Raw genomic sequence first — 16,542 nt, 5'->3', positions numbered from 1 at the left:
CCCAGCAAGGGAGAACCAAAGTCGAAGGATTACGAGGATGACACACGCAGTTTCACACACTTCGATCACGCATGCCGCCGAGCAGGCGCAGCAATGGGTGAACGAGCTTGCCAGGGACCTGGATTGGAACGAGCAGAGCGCGTTCCGCCTGCTGAAGGCGGTCCTGCATACCTTGCGCGACTGGCTTTCGCCGGAGGAAATGGCCGACCTGTCGGCCCAGTTGCCGACGCTGATCAGAGGCATCTATTTCGAAGGGTGGAACCCGGCCGAACCGACGTGGGAACGCAAAAAGAGCGACTTCGTCATTTGCGTCCGCAACAGCTTTGGCTACGAGCCGGAGATCGATGTCGACAAGGCGATCGGAGCGGTGTTCAGGCTTCTCGACCGGCATATTTCCCACGGTGAGATCGTCCAGGTCCGAAACTCGATGAAGAAGTCACTGCGCCACCTGTGGCCGGAGGAATGACGATGTTTCGCGATCGCCAGGAGGCGGGGCAGAAGCTCGGAGCATCGCTGGACCTGCTTCAGCTGAAGGACCCGATTGTGCTCGCCTTGCCACGAGGCGGCGTCCCTGTGGCCGCCGAGGTAGCCAAGGCCCTCAGGGCGCCACTGGATTTGGTGATCGTTCGAAAGGTCGGAGCGCCGGGCAATCCGGAACTGGCCGTGGCCGCCATCGTGGACGGCGAGCCTCCCGACGTCGTTCTCAACCGGGAGATCGTGGAGGCATACGCCCTCGACGACGGTGCGCTTCGTGTCCTGATCGCGCAGGAGCGCCCCGAACTGGAACGGCGACGGGCGGTATATCGTGGGAAAGACCTGCCCCTGTCGGTGACGGGCAAAACGGTGATCCTCGTTGACGACGGGGCGGCGACCGGAACGACGATGAAGGTCGCCATTCGCGCGTTGAAGCGACGTTCGCCCCGAAAGATCATCGTCGCTCTTCCCGTGGCGCCGGTGGACACCGCGGACGAGCTTGCGCGGGAAGCGGATTTGATCTGCCTCAATCAGCCCGCACGTTTTCGGGCGCTGAGCTATTATTACGGCAGCTTCCCGCAGCTCTCCGACAAGGAGGTTCTGGATATGATGGCCCTCGCCCGCGGAAATGCCGACGAAAGAAGGCGCTCCGGCCAGCACACCGCGAAAAGATCGCGGCGCGAGACCGGCAGCTAGGAGTCCCGCCGATGCAGATCCGCGCACTGTCCACTCTGGAATGCTCCAAACTGCTGACGGCCAATCGCGCCGGCCGCCTGGCCTGTGCGAAGGACGGGCGGCCCTACGTGGTTCCGTTCCACTACGCCCACGCGGACAACCACCTCTATGCCTTCTCGATGCCAGGCAAGAAGATCGATTGGATGCGCGCCAATCCGCTCGTGTCCGTGCAGGTCGACGCCCCCGGCACGGGTCACGGTTGGAAAAGCGTCATCGTCACCGGCTGTTATGAGGAACTTCCCGATCGGATCGGACAAGAGGCGCAGCGTGACCATGCATGGTTTGTGCTGAGCAAGCACTTCGACTGGTGGGAGCCGGGCGCGCTCAAGCCGGCCGCCACCTCGGATTTGGAGCATCTGCCCCACGTGTTCTTCCGCGTCTCCATCGCCGAAGTTTCGGGCCGCGAAGCGTTGGAGAGCTAGCCTTACATGGCGAGGCCATGCGGAAGCCGCGCCAAGCCGACCGCTGGCCGAAGCGGCTGGCAGCGTATGCCGTCAATCTGAGGTAGCCGCCATGGACACGCTCATTGCCCGGCTCGGGGTCGCCTTGGCAATAGGCCTGCTCGTCGGGTTGGAACGCGGCTGGAGAGAGCGCGATGCGCCCGACCGCAGCCGGACAGCCGGCATTCGCACCTTCGGCATCGCCGGGCTTCTCGGCGGCCTGGTTGCGGCATTGGCCGACGCGCTCAACACAATTTCGGTGCTGGTTGCAGGCTTCCTCGCCTTCGCTGGCATTTTCGCCTGGTACAAGGCACGCGAAGCCGCGCATGACGAGGATTTCAGCGTCACAACCGTTATCGCGGGCCTGGCCGTCTTTACGCTTGGCGCGCTCTGCGTGGCAGGCGATTTTCGCGTTGCCGCCGCGGGAGGCGCAGCGCTCGCGGCGCTCCTCGCCAGCCGCGAAATCCTGCACGGGCTTCTGAAACGTCTGACCTGGATCGAGCTTCGCTCGGCATTGGTCCTGGCGGTGATGACCGCCATAATCCTGCCCCTGCTGCCGGACCGTCCATTTGACCCATGGGGCGGCTTCAACCCGCGGGAGATCTGGCTCCTGACAGTGCTGATGGCCTCGATTTCCTTCGCCGGTTATGTTGCGGCGCGCGTCCTCGGAAACGCCCGCGGTCTGATTGTGAGCGCGCTCGCCGGCGCCGTGGTCTCGTCGACCGCCGCCACCCTGTCACTGGCCCGCACCGCCAATGCGTCGGACAATTCCTTGTCTTTCGCGGGCGCGGCTTCGCTGGCCGCTATGATCTCGATCTTGCGTGTCTGCCTCGTGGTTCTGATACTGGCGCCACCGGTGACCGCTTACATGGCCATACCCGCGCTCGCAGCCGCGCTGACACTCGGCGTCTGCGGAACGATTGCGCTGGCAATTCGCGGCAGCACGCCAGAGAGCCCCGGCGCGACGCGCAATCCATTCGAACTGGTACCGTTGCTGATCTTTGCGCTGCTGTTCGCGGGCGCCTCGACAGCGAGCGCCGCGTTGGCGTTCCAATTCAAGGAACAAGGCCTGCTGGCGAGTTCCGCGATCGCGGGCGCCTTTGATGTCGACGCTTCGGTGCTCAGCGCCATACGGCTGATCAAGCAGTCGATGCCGATCGAAACCGTTGGACATGCGGTGCTGACGGCGCTGGTGGCCAACGCGATCGGGCGCCTGTTCCTGGCCGTATTCGCGGGTCCGGTGAGATTCTGGCTGCCCTTGGCCGGCATGACCTTGACCGCCGCTGCCGCGGGCTACGGCGCCATGCTGTTCCGGTAGTGTTGTCGCTGCCGTGACGCTGGCGCTGTGATCATTCTGATTTGACCCGTGTCAAAGCTGCCTTCCCGCTTTCCTGTTGAATGGCCCCCATCATTGCAAAGGTGGGAGGGCCTCATGGCCACAACAGACATCAACGTCCCTATCCGGGAAAGAACCGCGACCCCGGCTTCGGCGAAGCTCCGGCTGGGGTCGCTGACCGCGCTCGTCATCGGCTCCATGGTCGGCTCGGGCGTCTTCAGCCTGCCGCAGAACATGGCGGCCGGCGCCGGTCCGCTGGCGATCCTGATCGGTTGGGCCATCACGGCGATCGGCATGCTTGCGCTGGTGTTTGTCTACCAGTCGCTGGCGGTGCGCCGTCCCGACCTCGACGCCGGCCCCTATGCCTATGCCAAGGCCGGCTTCGGTCCGTTCGTAGGCTTCAACAGCGCCTGGGGCTACTGGATCAGCGCATGGGTGGGCAACGTCTCCTACGCGGTGATCGTTTTCAGCGCACTGTCCTATTTCTTCCCCGCCTTCGGTGACGGAAACACGTGGCAGGCGGTGCTCGGGGCCTCGATCCTGCTGTGGCTCATCCACATTCTGATCCTGGCGGGCATCCGTCAGGCGGCGGTCGTCAACACCATCGTGACCGTGGCCAAGATCGCGCCTGTCGTCCTGTTCGTCGGGATCGTGGCCGTCACGTTCAAGCTCAATGTCTGGACACTCGACTTCACCGGGCTCGGCAACGCCTCGCTCGGCACCCTCGCCGCCCAGGTCAAGAGCACGATGCTGGTGACGCTGTGGGTGTTCATCGGCATCGAAGGCGCCAGCGTCTTCTCCGCCCGGGCGGAGCGCCGCAAGGACATTGCGACGGCAACTGTGCTCGGCTTCTTCACCTGCCTCGCGCTCTATGCGCTGGTCTCGCTGCTTTCGCTCGGCATCCTGAGCCAGCCCGAACTTGCCGCCCTGAAGAACCCGTCGATGGCAGGCGTGCTCGAGGCGGTCGTCGGACCCTGGGGCGCCGTGCTCATCAATCTCGCGCTCGTCATCTCGGTCATCGGCGCCTTCCTGAGCTGGACGCTGCTTGCGGCGGAGATTCCGCATGTCGCCGGCAAGGACGGAACCATGCCGAAGTTCTTCAGCCGGGAAAGCGAGCGTGGCGTTCCCTCGACGTCGCTGCTGATCACCAACCTGCTCGTCCAGGCCTTCCTGGTGATCACGCTGTTTGCCCAGAGCACCTACCAGGCGCTCTTCTACATCGCCTCGGCCGCCATCCTCGTGCCCTACATTTTCTCCGGAGCCTTCGCCGCAAAACTGGCATTGACCGGCGAAAGCTACCAGGGCAGCGAGCGGCGCACCGGACCGCTCCTCGCCGGCGTGCTGGCAACGATCTACGGGCTGTGGCTCGTCTATGCAGCGGGGCCTGCGTACCTTTTCATGTGCGCTATCCTCTATGCTCCCGGCATCATCTTCTACGTCTGGGCTCGCCGCGAGGGCAACCAGCGTGTCTTCCACCCGGTGGAAGCCATCATCGCCGTCGCCCTCGTCGCGGTCGCAATCCTTGCCGTCTACGAGATGTGGACCGGCGCCGTCAGCGCGCTTTGAGAGGCCATGCGATGACAAGTCTGGGAGTGCATTCGGAGGTCGGTCGCCTGCGTGAGGTCATGGTCCACAGACCGGACCTCAGCCTGCGCAGGCTGACGCCGGACAACTGCAAGGCGCTGCTGTTCGACGACGTGTTGTGGGTAAAGCGGGCGCGCCAGGAACACGACGTCTTCGTCGACGCGTTGCGCGAGCGCGGCGTGGTGGTGCATTCGTTCGGTGAGCTGCTTGCCGAGACAATGGCCATCGGCAAGGCCCGCGACTGGCTTCTCGACCGCCGGGTGCATGCCGGCGTGGTCGGCCTCGACATGGTCGACGAGATGCGTGGCTGGCTGAACGAAATGTCGGCCGGCCTGCTGGCAACCTGTCTCGTCGGCGGCATTGCGCGCGCCGAACTGCCGTTCGAGCCCAAGGGGCTGACCGGAAGGACGCTCGCGCCGCAGGATTTCGTGCTGCCGCCGCTTCCCAACCAGCTGTTCACCCGTGACAGCTCCTGCTGGATCTACCGCTCCGTGTCGGCCAACCCGATGTATTGGCCAGCCAGGCGGCCGGAGGCGGCCAATGTCGAGGCTGTCTATCGCTTCCATCCAAGGTTCCGTGAAAGCGGCATCCCGTTCGTCTCGCCCCAGGCCGGAACGGGCGTCAGCCTCGAAGGCGGCGACGTCATGCCGGTCGGCGGAGGCGTCGTTCTGGTCGGCATGGGCGAGCGCACCACGCCGCAAGCGGTCGGCGATCTTGCGCGAAGCCTGTTCGCCGCCGGAGAAGCCACGCGCGTGATCGCGGCTCTGATGCCGCGTGACCGTTCCTTCATGCATCTCGACACCGTCTTCACCTTCTGTGACCGGGACCTCGCGACCATGTATCCGCCCGTGGTCGAAAGGCTGCGCACCTTCTCGATCCGGCCGGGAGACGGCGATGCGGCGGTCGAGGTCAGGGAGGAGAAGGAGCCCTTCATATCGGTGGTCGCGGAGGCTCTCGGGCTGAAATCGCTGCGGATCATCGCCACTGGCGGCGACCGCTACGAGGCCGAGCGCGAGCAGTGGGACGACGGCAACAACGTCGTCGCCGTCGAGCCGGGCGTCGTCATCGGCTACGACCGCAACGTCTACACCAACACGCTTCTGCGCCGGGCGGGAGTCGAGGTGATCACCGTCGAGGGTGCCGAGCTCAGCCGCGGCCGCGGCGGCGGCCATTGCATGACCTGCCCCATCGCCCGAGACCCGCTCTGAAAGGACCCCCAATGTCGATCAACCTTCATGGACGCTCGGTGCTCTCGCTGGACGACCTCTCGGCGGACGAGATCCGCTTCCTGCTGAAGCTGGCAGCCGATCTGAAGGCGGCCAAGCAGGCCGGGCACGAGATACCGCGCCTCGTCCGCAAGAACATCGCGCTGATCTTCGAAAAGGACTCGACCCGCACCCGGACGGGATTCGAAGTGGCCGCCTACGACCAGGGCGCCCACGTCACCTATTTCGGCCCCAGCGGCAGCCATATCGGGCACAAGGAGTCCATGAAGGACACCGCGCGCGTGCTCGGCCGCATGTATGATGCGATCGAATATCGCGGCTTTGCGCAACATCAGGCCGAGCTGCTTGCCACGCATGCCGGCGTGCCCGTCTACAACGGCCTGACCAATGAAGCGCACCCGACGCAGATCCTCGCCGATTTCATGACCATGCGTGAATTCACGCACAAGCATCTGTCCGACATGACGGTCGCCTTCGTCGGCGAGGGCCGGGACAATGTCGCGCTATCCCTGGCGGTGGGCGCCGCCAAGGTCGGCATCGACATGCGTATCTCCTCACCCAAGGAGCTTTGGCCGGACGGCGAGTTCTGCGCCCATGTCAGAACCCTGGCGGAGCGCAGCGGCGGCCGCTTCAGGCTGGACGAAGATGTGAAGAGCTGCGTCGAAGGCGCCGACTTCATCTACACCGATGTCTGGCTGTCCATGGGTGAGGACAAGTCGGCCTGGACCGAGCGTATCCGCCTGCTGACGCCCTATCGGGTGACGAGCGAGGTGATGTCGGCCAGCGGCAATCCGCACGTGAAATTCATGCATTGCCTGCCGGCGTTCCACGATACCGAGACCGAGGTCGGCGCCTCGGTCGCGCGCGAATTCGGCATCGACTGCATGGAGGTCACGGATCAGGTCTTCGAATCGGGCGCGTCGATCGTGTTCGACCAGGCGGAGAACCGCATGCACACGATCAAGGCGCTGCTCGTCGCCACGATCGGCAATTGAGATGCTGATCGTTGCGGCTCTCGGCGGGAATGCGCTGTTGCGGCGCGGCGAGCCCATGACCGCCGAAAATCAGCGCGGCAATGTCAAACATGCGGCATCCGCCCTGGCGGCGCTTATCGGCCAAGGCCATTCGCTCGTCATCACGCATGGCAACGGCCCGCAGGTCGGCCTGCTGGCGCTCCAGTCGGCGGCCTCGACCGACGGCGCTTTCCCGCTCGACGTGCTCGGCGCCGAAAGCGCCGGCATGATCGGCTACATGATCGAGCAGGAGCTCGGCAACCTCCTCAGGAACAGGTTGTTTGCAACCCTGCTGACGCAGGTGAAGGTGGACCCGCGCGATCCGGCCTTCGCGCGGCCGACGAAGCCGATAGGCCCGGTATACGATGAAGCAACCGCACGCCGGCTTGCCGCGGAACGCGGCTGGCAGGTCGCGCCCGATGGCGACAAATGGCGCCGCGTTGTGCCCTCCCCCAGGCCACTGGAGATCCTGGAGGCTTCCGTGATCTCATTCCTCACCGAACGGGAGGTTATCGTCATTTGCACGGGAGGCGGCGGCGTTCCGGTTGTGGAGGGCACCGACGGCAGCCTTTGCGGTGTCGAAGCCGTCATCGACAAAGACCTGGCAAGCTCGCTTCTGGCACGTCAATTGAAGGCTGACATGCTGCTGATGCTGACGGATGTCGATGCGGTTTATGCCTGCTTCGGCACGCCGGAGGCCCGCGCGCTCCGGCACGTTGCCACGACAGATATATCCGGACGGAATTTTCCGGCCGGATCCATGGGGCCGAAGGTCGGTGCCGCGATCGAGTTCGCCGAAGCAACCGGCAAGCCTGCCGCGATCGGCAAGCTCGACGATGCCCTGGCAATCGTCAGGGACGAGCGCGGCACCTGGTTGGAAGCCCCGGCCAAGGAACCGCAAAACAGCTGATCGCGGTGTACTTGCGCGCCGCGAGTTCGCTATGTTGAACGTGCCCAATGTCGGCATGCCGAAGGGATCAATGAAGCAGCTCGAGACCGCGGAGACCACTCGCACCCGCCTTAGAACCATCCCCGCGGGGATTTGGGCGTTGGGCTTCGTGTCTCTGCTGATGGACGTCTCTTCGGAGATGATCCACGCCTTGCTGCCAGTCTACCTCGTCGCCGTCATGGGAGCGCCGATGGTGACGGTCGGCACCATTGAGGGCATTGCCGAAGCGACGGCCGCCATCACCAAGGTGTTTTCGGGCGCGCTGTCCGATTGGCTGGGAAAACGCAAGCTGCTGGCGGTCATCGGCTACGGCCTCGCCGCTCTCACCAAGCCGGTGTTCCCGCTGGCTTCCTCGATTGGCTGGCTGGTGGCGGCGCGATTTGTCGACCGTGTGGGCAAGGGGATTCGCGGCGCCCCGCGCGATGCCCTGGTTGCGGACATCGCCCCCGCCGACGCGCGCGGCGCAAGTTTCGGGCTTCGCCAGTCACTCGACACGGTTGGCGCGTTTGTCGGGCCGCTGCTGGCGATCGGCCTCATGTGGCTGACCGCCAATCAGTTTCGGACCGTGTTCTGGGTCGCGGTTGTTCCAGGCCTTCTGGCGGTCGTGCTGCTGGTTACCGCCGTCCGCGAGCCGGCCCGGCCCACGGGGCTGCGCGAAGTGCGCGCTCCCTTGAGCCTGCCGGAGCTCAAGCGCCTGGGCTCATCCTTCTGGCTGGTTGTCTGCGTGGCCACCGTGTTCACCCTGGCCAGGTTCAGCGAAGCGTTTCTAATCCTGCGCGCGCAGGGCATGGGCCTGCCGGTCGGGCTCGTCCCGCTGGTGCTGGTGGTCATGAACGTTGTCTACTCGCTCTCCGCCTATCCGGCTGGCGCGCTATCGGATCGCGTCAATCGCCTGACGATGCTTATTCTCGGCTTCCTGGTCCTGATTGCCGCGGACATCGTGCTGGCGTTCCCTGGAAATCTTGCGGGCGCAGCGCTCGGCGTGGGCCTGTGGGGCCTGCATCTGGGGCTTACGCAGGGCCTCCTGGCAACGCTCGTCGCCGATACGGCCCCGCCGGAACTGCGAGGCACGGCCTTCGGGATGTTCAACCTGTCGACTGGACTTGCGCTGCTGGCCGCCAGCCTGCTGGCGGGCACGCTCTGGGATTTTTTCGGACCGAGGATGACCTTCCTGGCGGGCGCGGGCTTCACGGCGCTGGCGCTCCTCGGCCTTGGCCTCGTCCGTTGGCTGACGCCGACCCTTGGCCAAGACGCAAAGGCCCCCGCGGCGGTCGTCACGCCGACAATCACCGGTTCCGCGGGCTAATGCATGTCGCCCAGAAGTGCGCAGCGGTTCTGGGACAACGACATGCATCAAACCAAAGACTTTAAAGCGCGTCACCTGAATCCGTTTCAGCGCGACGCGCTTTAATGGTTTGACGGGACCAGTCCCGCGCCGGCCAGAAAGGTGCGGATTGCCATGCGGACCTCCTCCATCCGCCCGACGAGAAAATGGCCGCCGGTATCGTAGACCACCAGCTTGGCGCGGGGAATCCTGGCCGCCGCGAACTCGGCTGCCGGCAGCGTGTTGAACAGGTCGTCGCGCGCCGAGACGATCAATGTCGGTGCAGCGATTTCCGCCAACGGCTGTTCATGCAGCTCGGGGGCGCTGTCGATGTTGATGCCGGAGAAGCGCAGCGACAATGGTTCAACGCCTCTGACGAAGCTCATCACACGGTCCCTTTCGGCTTGGGGCGCGGCCGCTACCAGCGCCGGCCGAACGCCGAGGAAGCGAATGAGCACCGATGGCGCGATGTTCTCGGCTGCCCACCAGGCGAAATCGCCGCCGGCGTTGACAGCCCAGAACGCAAAGCTGTTACCCGGATCCACGTCGACCGAAACCGGACTGGTGGGCGAATAAAGGGCTGGGACGACCAGAATGAGAGCGGCGACCTTGTCCGGGTGCCGAAGGCTCAGCTCGACCGCCGACCGCGCGCCAGCCGAAACGCCGACGACCACCGCCTTGGAAACGTTCAGTTTGGTGAGCAGCGCCGCGAGAGCATCGGCCTGAGCGGCCGGAGAAGGGTCTTGCGGAACAGGCGTGCGCAGATAGCCGTAGCGCGACGGCGCGATGATACGGAAGCCCTCCCCCACTAGACCGGAAGCAAGGGCAAGGCCTTGATCAAAGCCGCCGCCGGAGCCGTGGATCGAAAGCAGCGGAATGCCCGCGCCGCTGTCGGCGTATTCAACCGGGCCAATGTCGAGCTCGGCGACCAGACTGCCTCGGCTGACGGCGTCGCGCAAGCGACCAAGCTCGTTCCTGTAAAGCGCGAAAGCCACACCGGCCGCGGTCGCCATGGCGATAAGCATGACCAGCAGGAAACCGCCAATTCGACTCATGCAAGGGCTCCATCAGGGTGAGCGCATAATGACCTGCCTCGCTCGGGGGCAAGTCCATCTATCCAAACTGACAGCGCGTCGCGTTGTGGGCTAGCCCACGGCCGTTACCCCAACGACATAGTTCTTTCCGTAGGCTTCGGCGCATTTCGGGCAGGTCGTATAGAAGAAATAGACGTCGCCCGGCTCCGATTTCCGATCACGCGCCATCTGCAGCATCTCTTCGTGCCACTGCCTTGCCTGACTGAAGGGGCCTTCGAACACTTTCGTCACGAAGTCCCCGCTCAGCGTCGTCATCTCTTCCTCGGGGACAGATTTCGAAACCGAGAAGAGATGTTCGCTGGTCCAGGGCGAGAGATCGCGGCTGAGAACGATGGACTGGCCATCGGCCGAAGCGCCGGCATCGTCGATGTGCCGATTAACGCGCGTGAAAACGCTGCCCATGTTCACGGGGACATGCATGACGCTGTGCGTCACCGCTCTCACGAACGGCTTGTCACGGAAATGCAGCTCCTGATCGTCCCAACCGCCGGGGTTGAACTTCGGGCAGCAACCGGTCGTGTTCACGCTGGTATCGTAGTGTGGCGTCTCGTTCGTTCGCATCGTCGTCTCCTGGCCTGAGAGCCCCATCAGACCAGCTGGCGAACCGGTCCTCATTGATTCCGGTCAAGGCCGCCAGGGATGCACAATTGACGCGCGTCAAGGCTGATCGGGGCCAACGCGGCTATGGGAATCGGTCGGATAGTCTGGAGACCACCATGGCCCACAAACAGGTATTGTTCCGCTCGGCGGCGCGCGAAAAAATCCTGCGCGGCGCGACCCAACTTGCCGACGCCGTGCGGGTGACGCTCGGTCCTCGTTCGAAGTCGGTTCTGATCGAGAAAAAATGGGGCGCGCCCATCGTGTGCAACGACGGTGTGACGATCGCCAAGGAATTCGACGTGAGGGATCCGGAGGAAAATCTCGGCGCCCGCATGCTGAGGCAGGCGGCCGAGAAGACCGGCGACATGGTCGGCGACGGAACGAGCACATCGACCATACTTGCCCACGCGATGTTCGCCGACGGCGTGCGCAACGTGGTCGCCGGCGCGAGCGCGATCGACATCAAGCGCGGCCTCGACCGCGCGACGAAGCGGGCAATCGAGACGCTCAAGCAGATATCGCGGCCGGTCTCGACCAGGCGCGAGAAGGAACAGGTGGCGACGATCTCAGCCCATAACGATCCGCTCATCGGCGAACTGATCGGCGAAGCCATGGAGAAGGTCGGCGGCGAAGGCGTCATCACGGTCGAGGAATCGAAGACCACCGAAACGGTCCTGGACGTGGTCGAAGGCATGCAATTCGACCGCGGCTTCCTCTCCCCCTATTTCGTGACCGACACCGAGAAGATGGAGGCGGTGCTGGAAGACGCGCTGGTACTCATCGTCGAAAAGAAGATCTCTTCGCTCAACGACCTCATCAAGCTGCTCGAGGCGGTGGCGAAATCGGGTTCGCCTCTGCTGGTGATCGCGGAGGACGTCGAGGGCGAGGCGCTGGCCACGCTCATCGTCAACCAGATCCGCGGCACCTTCAAGAACTGCGCCGTGAAGGCGCCAGGCTTCGGCGACCGCCGCAAGGTGATGCTGCAGGACATCGCCGTCCTGACTGGCGGACAGGTCATTTCAGAGGATATCGGCCTCAAGATCGAGAATGTGACGATGGCTCAGCTGGGGCGCGCCAAGCGCGTGGTTGTCGACAAGGACAACACCACGATCATCGGCGGCAGCGGCGACCAGAAGGCGATCAAGGGGCGTGTCGAGCAGATCCGGCGAGAGATCAGCGATACGACCAGCGACTATGACCGTGAGAAGCTCCAGGAGCGGCTCGCCAAGCTCGCCGGCGGCGTGGCCGTCATCAAGGTGGGCGCGCCGACGGAAGCCGAGATGAAGTCCAAGAAGGAAGCGCTCGACGACGCCATCAGCGCCACCAAGGCGGCCGTCGCAGAGGGCATCGTGCCTGGTGGCGGGCTTGCCCTGTTGCGTTGCATCGGCGCGGTCACCGAGGAAGAAGCACAGTGCGAAGGCGATGAACGCACAGGCGTCCAGATCCTCAGGCGCGCGCTCGAAACACCTGTGCGCCAGATTGCCGAGAATTCGGCCGTCGACGGCGGCGTGGTTGTCGCCAGGATGATCGAAGGCAAGGGAAATTTCGGTTTCGACGCCGGCCGCAAGGAATATGTCGACCTGGTCGAAGCCGGCATCATCGACCCGACCAAAGTGGTCCGCATCGCCCTGGAAAACGCCGTCTCGGTCGCCAGCGTGCTGCTCCTGACGGAGGCGACCATGACGGAGATATCCGAGCCGGCAAAGGAGCGCGCGCTTGAGCCGGAAATGCCGATGTAGTCAACGCGGAGGATGGTGAAAGCAGGAAGCGATATCGCACGATCGCGCGGAGAGAAAGGGAGTTCGAGATGGCAAGGAGAACTGACAAGATCGAGGTCGGCATGGAGCTGGCCGCAAGATGTCGCGTCACCGACACCTGGCAGGACGATCTGGGGGACCCGGTGGGCAACGGTGCGCATCGAGGGCTACGACACGCCGGTCAAGTTGAAGGCGGTCCACTTCTATCCATTTGACGATGGCGACCAGCGCATGTCAGGCTGAAGGGGAACCCTGGAATTTGTCCTCACGATCGGCGTCCATGCGTATCGTGGGCACTTGCGGCAAATCCAGGGAAAGCGTGAACGGTTTTCCGTCCGCCTGCAAACCGCCGAGCAAGAGGTGGAAAACTCAGCGGTGCAGCCGCCGATCCCGGCGGTCGCGGCCACAGGCCGAGCAAAATCCACCGCTGGGCCCGTCAAGCGCTCACTCGCCCTGCCCAGCGATATTTGAGGAACTCCAGCAAAGCGACCAGCCCGACTGCGCCCGCCAGAACGGCGGCAAGATCGATCAGTCTCGGCGGTCCGAATTGGAAGAGGAGGTTCGCGGACGGCCACAGAAGCACCAGGGCGAGCACGACAGAGTCCACGGCGATGACGGCAGCGAGGGCGCGATTGGGTCTTGATAGGGCCGAAATCAACGAGGCGCTGAAAACGCGGTTGACCAGAACCAGGCCGATGATGCTCACCACCAGGGCGAAGAACGTCAGGGCTCGAAGTTCATTTTCCGGAATTCCGGAGTTAAGGCCGAGCAGGAAGATCGCTGCGACGACCGCCAATGTGAGCAAGCCCTGAGTCAGGCTCCATGCCACCAATGGGCGGGTAAACAGCGCCTCTTCCGGATCGCGCGGCGCCCGCTTCATTATGTCCTCTTCCTCGCCTTCCGCTTCGAAGACGAGCGAGCAGACCGGGTCGATGACCATCTCCAGAAAGGCGATGTGGATCGGTCCGAACAGAATGGGCAGGCCGAACAGCAGAGGCATCAGAGCCAGCCCCGCGATCGGCACGTGCACGGCGATGATGAAACTCATCGCCTTTCGCAGATTGTCATAGATGCGCCGTCCCAGCCTGATTGTCTTGACGATCGAGCCAAAGTCGTCGTCGAGGAGGACGATGGAAGAGGCTTCGCGCGCAACGTCCGTGCCGCGCCCACCCATGGCGACGCCGATATCCGCAGCCTTCAGCGAGGGAGCATCGTTGACCCCGTCGCCGGTCATCGCGACAACGTCGCCGTTCGCCTTCAGGGCATTCACGATCGCCAGCTTCTGGTCAGGCATGATCCGCGCGAACACGGTCGTCGTCTTCACCGCTTTGGAAAGGCTCGCCGGGCCTAGTGCCCTCAGCTCTTCGCCGGTGATGACGTCCCCGACATCCAACCCGGCCTCACGCGCTATGGCTTTCGCCGTTGCGGGATAGTCGCCGGTGATCATAAGCACGCGGATGCCCGCCGACTGGCAAGAGGCAACAGCATCCTGAACCCCCGGCCGCAGCGGATCAGCCAACCCGACCAGGCCCAAGAATTCGAAAGCAAAGCCAGTTTGCTCGTCGGCTAATCCGCTCTCGGCATGGCTCGCGCGCGCCACTCCCAAAACCCTTAGCCCCTCGGCCGCCATGGCATCGGCGTCTTTCCGGATCGACACGGCCTGATCCGCGCCCAGGCGGCAAAGCTTCAGGATCGCCTCCGGCGAGCCTTTGGCGGCCACGAGGCAATCGCCATCGCCCGCGTTTGTCCGCCAGACATTGGACATCGCCAGCAGTTCCGGTCGGAGTCCGTAAGAGCGAATGAGCTGCCGGTCGCTCGCGCCCGGACGCCCCGGCAGTCTTTCAGCCGCCAGCTCGTAAAACGCCTTTTCCATTGGATCGAAAGGCACCTCGGCGCTTGCAAGCACGCCAAGCTCGACCACTTCGCGGAATGCCTCGGGAACGACATCCGAGCTATTTAGAAGCGAGAAGACCCCGCCAGGCGTTCTCAGCTCCGCAACGGCCATCTGGTTTCTCGTCAGCGTTCCCGTCTTGTCGGTGCAGAGCACGGTCGCGGACCCAAGCGTTTCGATTGCCGCGGCCCGACGGGTCAGCACCCGCACCTGGGATATGCGCCAAGCGCCCATGGCCATGAAAATCGTCAGCACCATCGGAAATTCTTCCGGCAGCATCGACATGCCGAGGGCAATGCCCGCCAATATCCCATCAAGCCATCCGCCTCGCAGCAAGCCATAGAGCAGCATCGCCAGCGCGCTGACGACAGCGCCGCCCAAGGCAAACAGTCTTACAAGATGCCTGGTCTGCTTTTGCAGACGAGGCGCCTCGCTCTCCAGGCTGCTCAGCGCCAGCCCGATCGATCCAATTTCCGTTCGTGCTCCGGTCGCCACCACCTCACCGATGCCCGAGCCGCGAGCGATAAGCGATCCCGAAAATACAGCCGGAACGTCATCGCCGCCCGGTCGATGTTTCCCCGCCCGATTTGCCGGCGTGGCGGCTGCTTTTCTCACCGGAACGGATTCGCCGGTGAGCAAGGATTCGTCGACCTGAAGATCATGACTCTGGACCAACAGCAGATCGGCGGGGACACGGTCTCCCTCGACAAGCAAGACGATGTCGCCGCGCGCCACCTCGCGGCCGGCAATCCGCCGGCGTTGGCCATCGCGCACGACCAGGGCGCGAGGGCTTGTGAGATCGCGGAGGGCTTCTAGAACCCGCTCCGTGCGCGCCTCCTGGATAATGGTTATCGCAATCGACAAAGTGGCGAAGCACAGCAGGATCAACGCCTCCTGCAGATCGCCAAGCAGGAGATAGACCGCGCCGCCACCAAGCAGGAGCGCAAGCATCGGCTCGCGCATGACCTCGACGGCAATTCTCAAAGGTGTGCGACGCCCAGATCTGGGCAGCTCGTTCGGCCCCTCCGCCAGCAGTCTGGCTTGCGCTTCGGCCTCGCTGAGGCCGCAAGGGGGCGAGGCGCCCGGTCGACTCTCGATGGCTTGATGCCCGGTTACGGCCCTCGGCATTCGCTCAGGTCCAGATGTTCGAGGGTGGATCTGCCTGGCGCGCGTCGCGCCGCAGCGGAATCAGGCGACGCGCCGCAGGCATCTGTCTTGCCGCATGCCGTTCTCCCAAACCCGCCGAATGCCTTTTGGACGGCTTGCATCAATGCGACATCAAGACCGGCAGACGCAGATTCGACAAAATCCCCTCCGTCGCCCCGCCAAGCACAAAGTCCCTCAGGCGGGAGTGGCCCCAGCCACCCATGACCAGCAGGTTGCCGCCGACTTTAAGGGCATGCTCCTGCAGGGCGACGCCAATTTCACTGTCGCCGGTTTGAATGGACTGGGCCTTCGCACGCAGCCCGCGCGCCGCAAGTCCATGCGCAAGGCGTTCAGCGATATCCTTGCCCGGCAGCACCTTCTCATCGGTCACACTCACGATCGATATAGCCGATGCGCGTTCCAGGAACGGCTTGGCGTCGGCCACCGCCCTTGCAGCCACGCGGCTGCCGTCCCAGGCGATCACCACGTTGTCGAGCGTACCGACATCTTCGTCACCCGGGAGAATCAAGGCCGGCCGGCCGGAGCTGAACACGACCTCCTCCGCGGTCATGCGGATGGACTCGGTGTCCCTCGCCCATCCCACCATGCAGAGGTCGAAATAGCGGCCCTCCCGGGCGGCGGCTTCCCCTATGAACGCGGGCTGCGCTTTCAACTCCTGAGTGGTCAGGGTAACTTTGCACCGCGCGGCTTCGGCCGCGACATTCTCCAGCAGGGCCTTGCCGCGATTCCTGCTGGCCGTCTCGACCTCACGGATCTTGGCGGGGAGGTCGAGCAGGAAGCTGGACAGTGCGTTGGAAACGTCCGGAATGTCGACATTGATGACCGCCGCATCCAGCGTGGCGCCAAGCTGCTTGGCCACGGCCACCGCATTCGACGCGATCTTCGGGCCCGGCGGGTCCGGATAAGTGGGCATGAACAGGGATGCCAGCATCTGCATAGCTTGTCTCCTTGG

14 protein-coding genes are annotated in these 16,542 nt (G+C 64.1%); 10 read left to right on the top strand and 4 right to left on the bottom strand.

Annotated features, from left to right (window positions below):
- Positions 1 to 37: 37 nt before the first annotated feature.
- The 9 genes from E5X34_RS02020 to E5X34_RS01980 all read left to right on the top strand — a co-directional run bounded on the left by E5X34_RS02020 (position 38) and on the right by E5X34_RS01980 (position 9,063).
- On the top strand, positions 38 to 466 hold the full coding sequence (locus E5X34_RS02020) for a DUF2267 domain-containing protein (RefSeq protein WP_292560354.1): 429 nt from the start codon (positions 38 to 40) through the stop codon (positions 464 to 466).
- A gap of 2 nt (positions 467 to 468) precedes the next feature.
- Positions 469 to 1,170 carry a phosphoribosyltransferase gene (locus tag E5X34_RS02015; protein WP_292560351.1) on the top strand — a complete coding sequence of 234 codons (702 nt, stop codon included), beginning with the start codon at positions 469 to 471 and terminating at the stop codon, positions 1,168 to 1,170.
- Between the two features lie 11 nt (positions 1,171 to 1,181).
- Positions 1,182 to 1,631 carry a pyridoxamine 5'-phosphate oxidase family protein gene (locus tag E5X34_RS02010; RefSeq protein WP_292560348.1) on the top strand — a complete coding sequence of 150 codons (450 nt, stop codon included), beginning with the start codon at positions 1,182 to 1,184 and terminating at the stop codon, positions 1,629 to 1,631.
- Between the two features lie 91 nt (positions 1,632 to 1,722).
- Entirely contained in the window at positions 1,723 to 2,967 is a 1,245-nt protein-coding gene (locus E5X34_RS02005) for an MgtC/SapB family protein (RefSeq protein ID WP_292560346.1), read from the top strand.
- Positions 2,968 to 3,081: 114 nt separating this feature from the next.
- Positions 3,082 to 4,551: an arginine-ornithine antiporter gene (gene arcD, locus E5X34_RS02000; RefSeq protein ID WP_292560343.1), complete on the top strand. Its 1,470-nt coding sequence runs from the start codon at positions 3,082 to 3,084 to the stop codon at positions 4,549 to 4,551.
- An 11-nt stretch (positions 4,552 to 4,562) separates the two neighbouring features.
- Complete coding sequence (locus E5X34_RS01995) at positions 4,563 to 5,777, top strand: arginine deiminase (protein ID WP_292560340.1); 1,215 nt, start codon at positions 4,563 to 4,565, stop codon at positions 5,775 to 5,777.
- 11 nt (positions 5,778 to 5,788) lie between these two features.
- Positions 5,789 to 6,790 (top strand): ornithine carbamoyltransferase, encoded by a 1,002-nt coding sequence (gene argF, locus E5X34_RS01990; RefSeq protein WP_292560337.1) that lies wholly within the window; start codon positions 5,789 to 5,791, stop codon positions 6,788 to 6,790.
- A gap of 1 nt (position 6,791) precedes the next feature.
- Positions 6,792 to 7,718 (top strand): carbamate kinase, encoded by a 927-nt coding sequence (gene arcC, locus E5X34_RS01985; RefSeq protein ID WP_292560334.1) that lies wholly within the window; start codon positions 6,792 to 6,794, stop codon positions 7,716 to 7,718.
- A gap of 70 nt (positions 7,719 to 7,788) precedes the next feature.
- On the top strand, positions 7,789 to 9,063 hold the full coding sequence (locus tag E5X34_RS01980; protein WP_292560331.1) for an MFS transporter: 1,275 nt from the start codon (positions 7,789 to 7,791) through the stop codon (positions 9,061 to 9,063).
- Between the two features lie 101 nt (positions 9,064 to 9,164).
- On the opposite strand, the gene E5X34_RS01975 is transcribed toward E5X34_RS01980, so the two are convergent.
- Positions 9,165 to 10,136, bottom strand: a complete 972-nt coding sequence (locus E5X34_RS01975) for an alpha/beta hydrolase (protein ID WP_292560327.1) — start codon at positions 10,134 to 10,136, stop codon at positions 9,165 to 9,167.
- 90 nt (positions 10,137 to 10,226) lie between these two features.
- Positions 10,227 to 10,736, bottom strand: coding sequence for a hydrolase (locus E5X34_RS01970; RefSeq protein WP_292560325.1), 510 nt, complete (start codon positions 10,734 to 10,736; stop codon positions 10,227 to 10,229).
- A gap of 155 nt (positions 10,737 to 10,891) precedes the next feature.
- On the opposite strand from E5X34_RS01970, the gene groL reads away from it, so the two are divergent.
- Positions 10,892 to 12,514, top strand: a complete 1,623-nt coding sequence (gene groL / locus E5X34_RS01965) for a chaperonin GroEL (protein ID WP_292560323.1) — start codon at positions 10,892 to 10,894, stop codon at positions 12,512 to 12,514.
- A gap of 454 nt (positions 12,515 to 12,968) precedes the next feature.
- Here the strand turns inward: groL and E5X34_RS01960 are convergent, their stop codons facing one another.
- Both E5X34_RS01960 and E5X34_RS01955 read right to left on the bottom strand, forming a co-directional pair.
- A complete protein-coding gene (locus E5X34_RS01960; RefSeq protein WP_292560321.1) occupies positions 12,969 to 15,551 on the bottom strand; it encodes a cation-translocating P-type ATPase in 2,583 nt (860 codons plus the stop codon).
- 139 nt (positions 15,552 to 15,690) lie between these two features.
- Positions 15,691 to 16,527: a universal stress protein gene (locus tag E5X34_RS01955; protein WP_292560318.1), complete on the bottom strand. Its 837-nt coding sequence runs from the start codon at positions 16,525 to 16,527 to the stop codon at positions 15,691 to 15,693.
- Positions 16,528 to 16,542: the final 15 nt, after the last annotated feature.

Source organism: Mesorhizobium sp. (assembly GCF_004963255.1).
Taxonomy (GTDB): domain Bacteria; phylum Pseudomonadota; class Alphaproteobacteria; order Rhizobiales; family Rhizobiaceae; genus Mesorhizobium.
The sequence above is the reverse complement of the archived record's forward strand: the minus strand, read 5'-3'. Positions and strand labels throughout refer to the sequence as shown.

Bases quoted from the DNA above. Each gene is read 5' to 3' on its own strand.
- E5X34_RS02020 (WP_292560354.1), top strand. From the start codon at position 38: ATGACACACGCAGTTTCACACACTTCGATCACGCATGCCGCCGAGCAG.
- E5X34_RS02015 (WP_292560351.1), top strand. From the start codon at position 469: ATGTTTCGCGATCGCCAGGAGGCGGGGCAGAAGCTCGGAGCATCGCTG.
- E5X34_RS02010 (WP_292560348.1), top strand. From the start codon at position 1,182: ATGCAGATCCGCGCACTGTCCACTCTGGAATGCTCCAAACTGCTGACG.
- E5X34_RS02005 (WP_292560346.1), top strand. From the start codon at position 1,723: ATGGACACGCTCATTGCCCGGCTCGGGGTCGCCTTGGCAATAGGCCTG.
- arcD (WP_292560343.1), top strand. From the start codon at position 3,082: ATGGCCACAACAGACATCAACGTCCCTATCCGGGAAAGAACCGCGACC.
- E5X34_RS01995 (WP_292560340.1), top strand. From the start codon at position 4,563: ATGACAAGTCTGGGAGTGCATTCGGAGGTCGGTCGCCTGCGTGAGGTC.
- argF (WP_292560337.1), top strand. From the start codon at position 5,789: ATGTCGATCAACCTTCATGGACGCTCGGTGCTCTCGCTGGACGACCTC.
- arcC (WP_292560334.1), top strand. From the start codon at position 6,792: ATGCTGATCGTTGCGGCTCTCGGCGGGAATGCGCTGTTGCGGCGCGGC.
- E5X34_RS01980 (WP_292560331.1), top strand. From the start codon at position 7,789: ATGAAGCAGCTCGAGACCGCGGAGACCACTCGCACCCGCCTTAGAACC.
- E5X34_RS01975 (WP_292560327.1), bottom strand. From the start codon at position 10,136: ATGAGTCGAATTGGCGGTTTCCTGCTGGTCATGCTTATCGCCATGGCG.
- E5X34_RS01970 (WP_292560325.1), bottom strand. From the start codon at position 10,736: ATGCGAACGAACGAGACGCCACACTACGATACCAGCGTGAACACGACC.
- groL (WP_292560323.1), top strand. From the start codon at position 10,892: ATGGCCCACAAACAGGTATTGTTCCGCTCGGCGGCGCGCGAAAAAATC.
- E5X34_RS01960 (WP_292560321.1), bottom strand. From the start codon at position 15,551: ATGCCGAGGGCCGTAACCGGGCATCAAGCCATCGAGAGTCGACCGGGC.
- E5X34_RS01955 (WP_292560318.1), bottom strand. From the start codon at position 16,527: ATGCAGATGCTGGCATCCCTGTTCATGCCCACTTATCCGGACCCGCCG.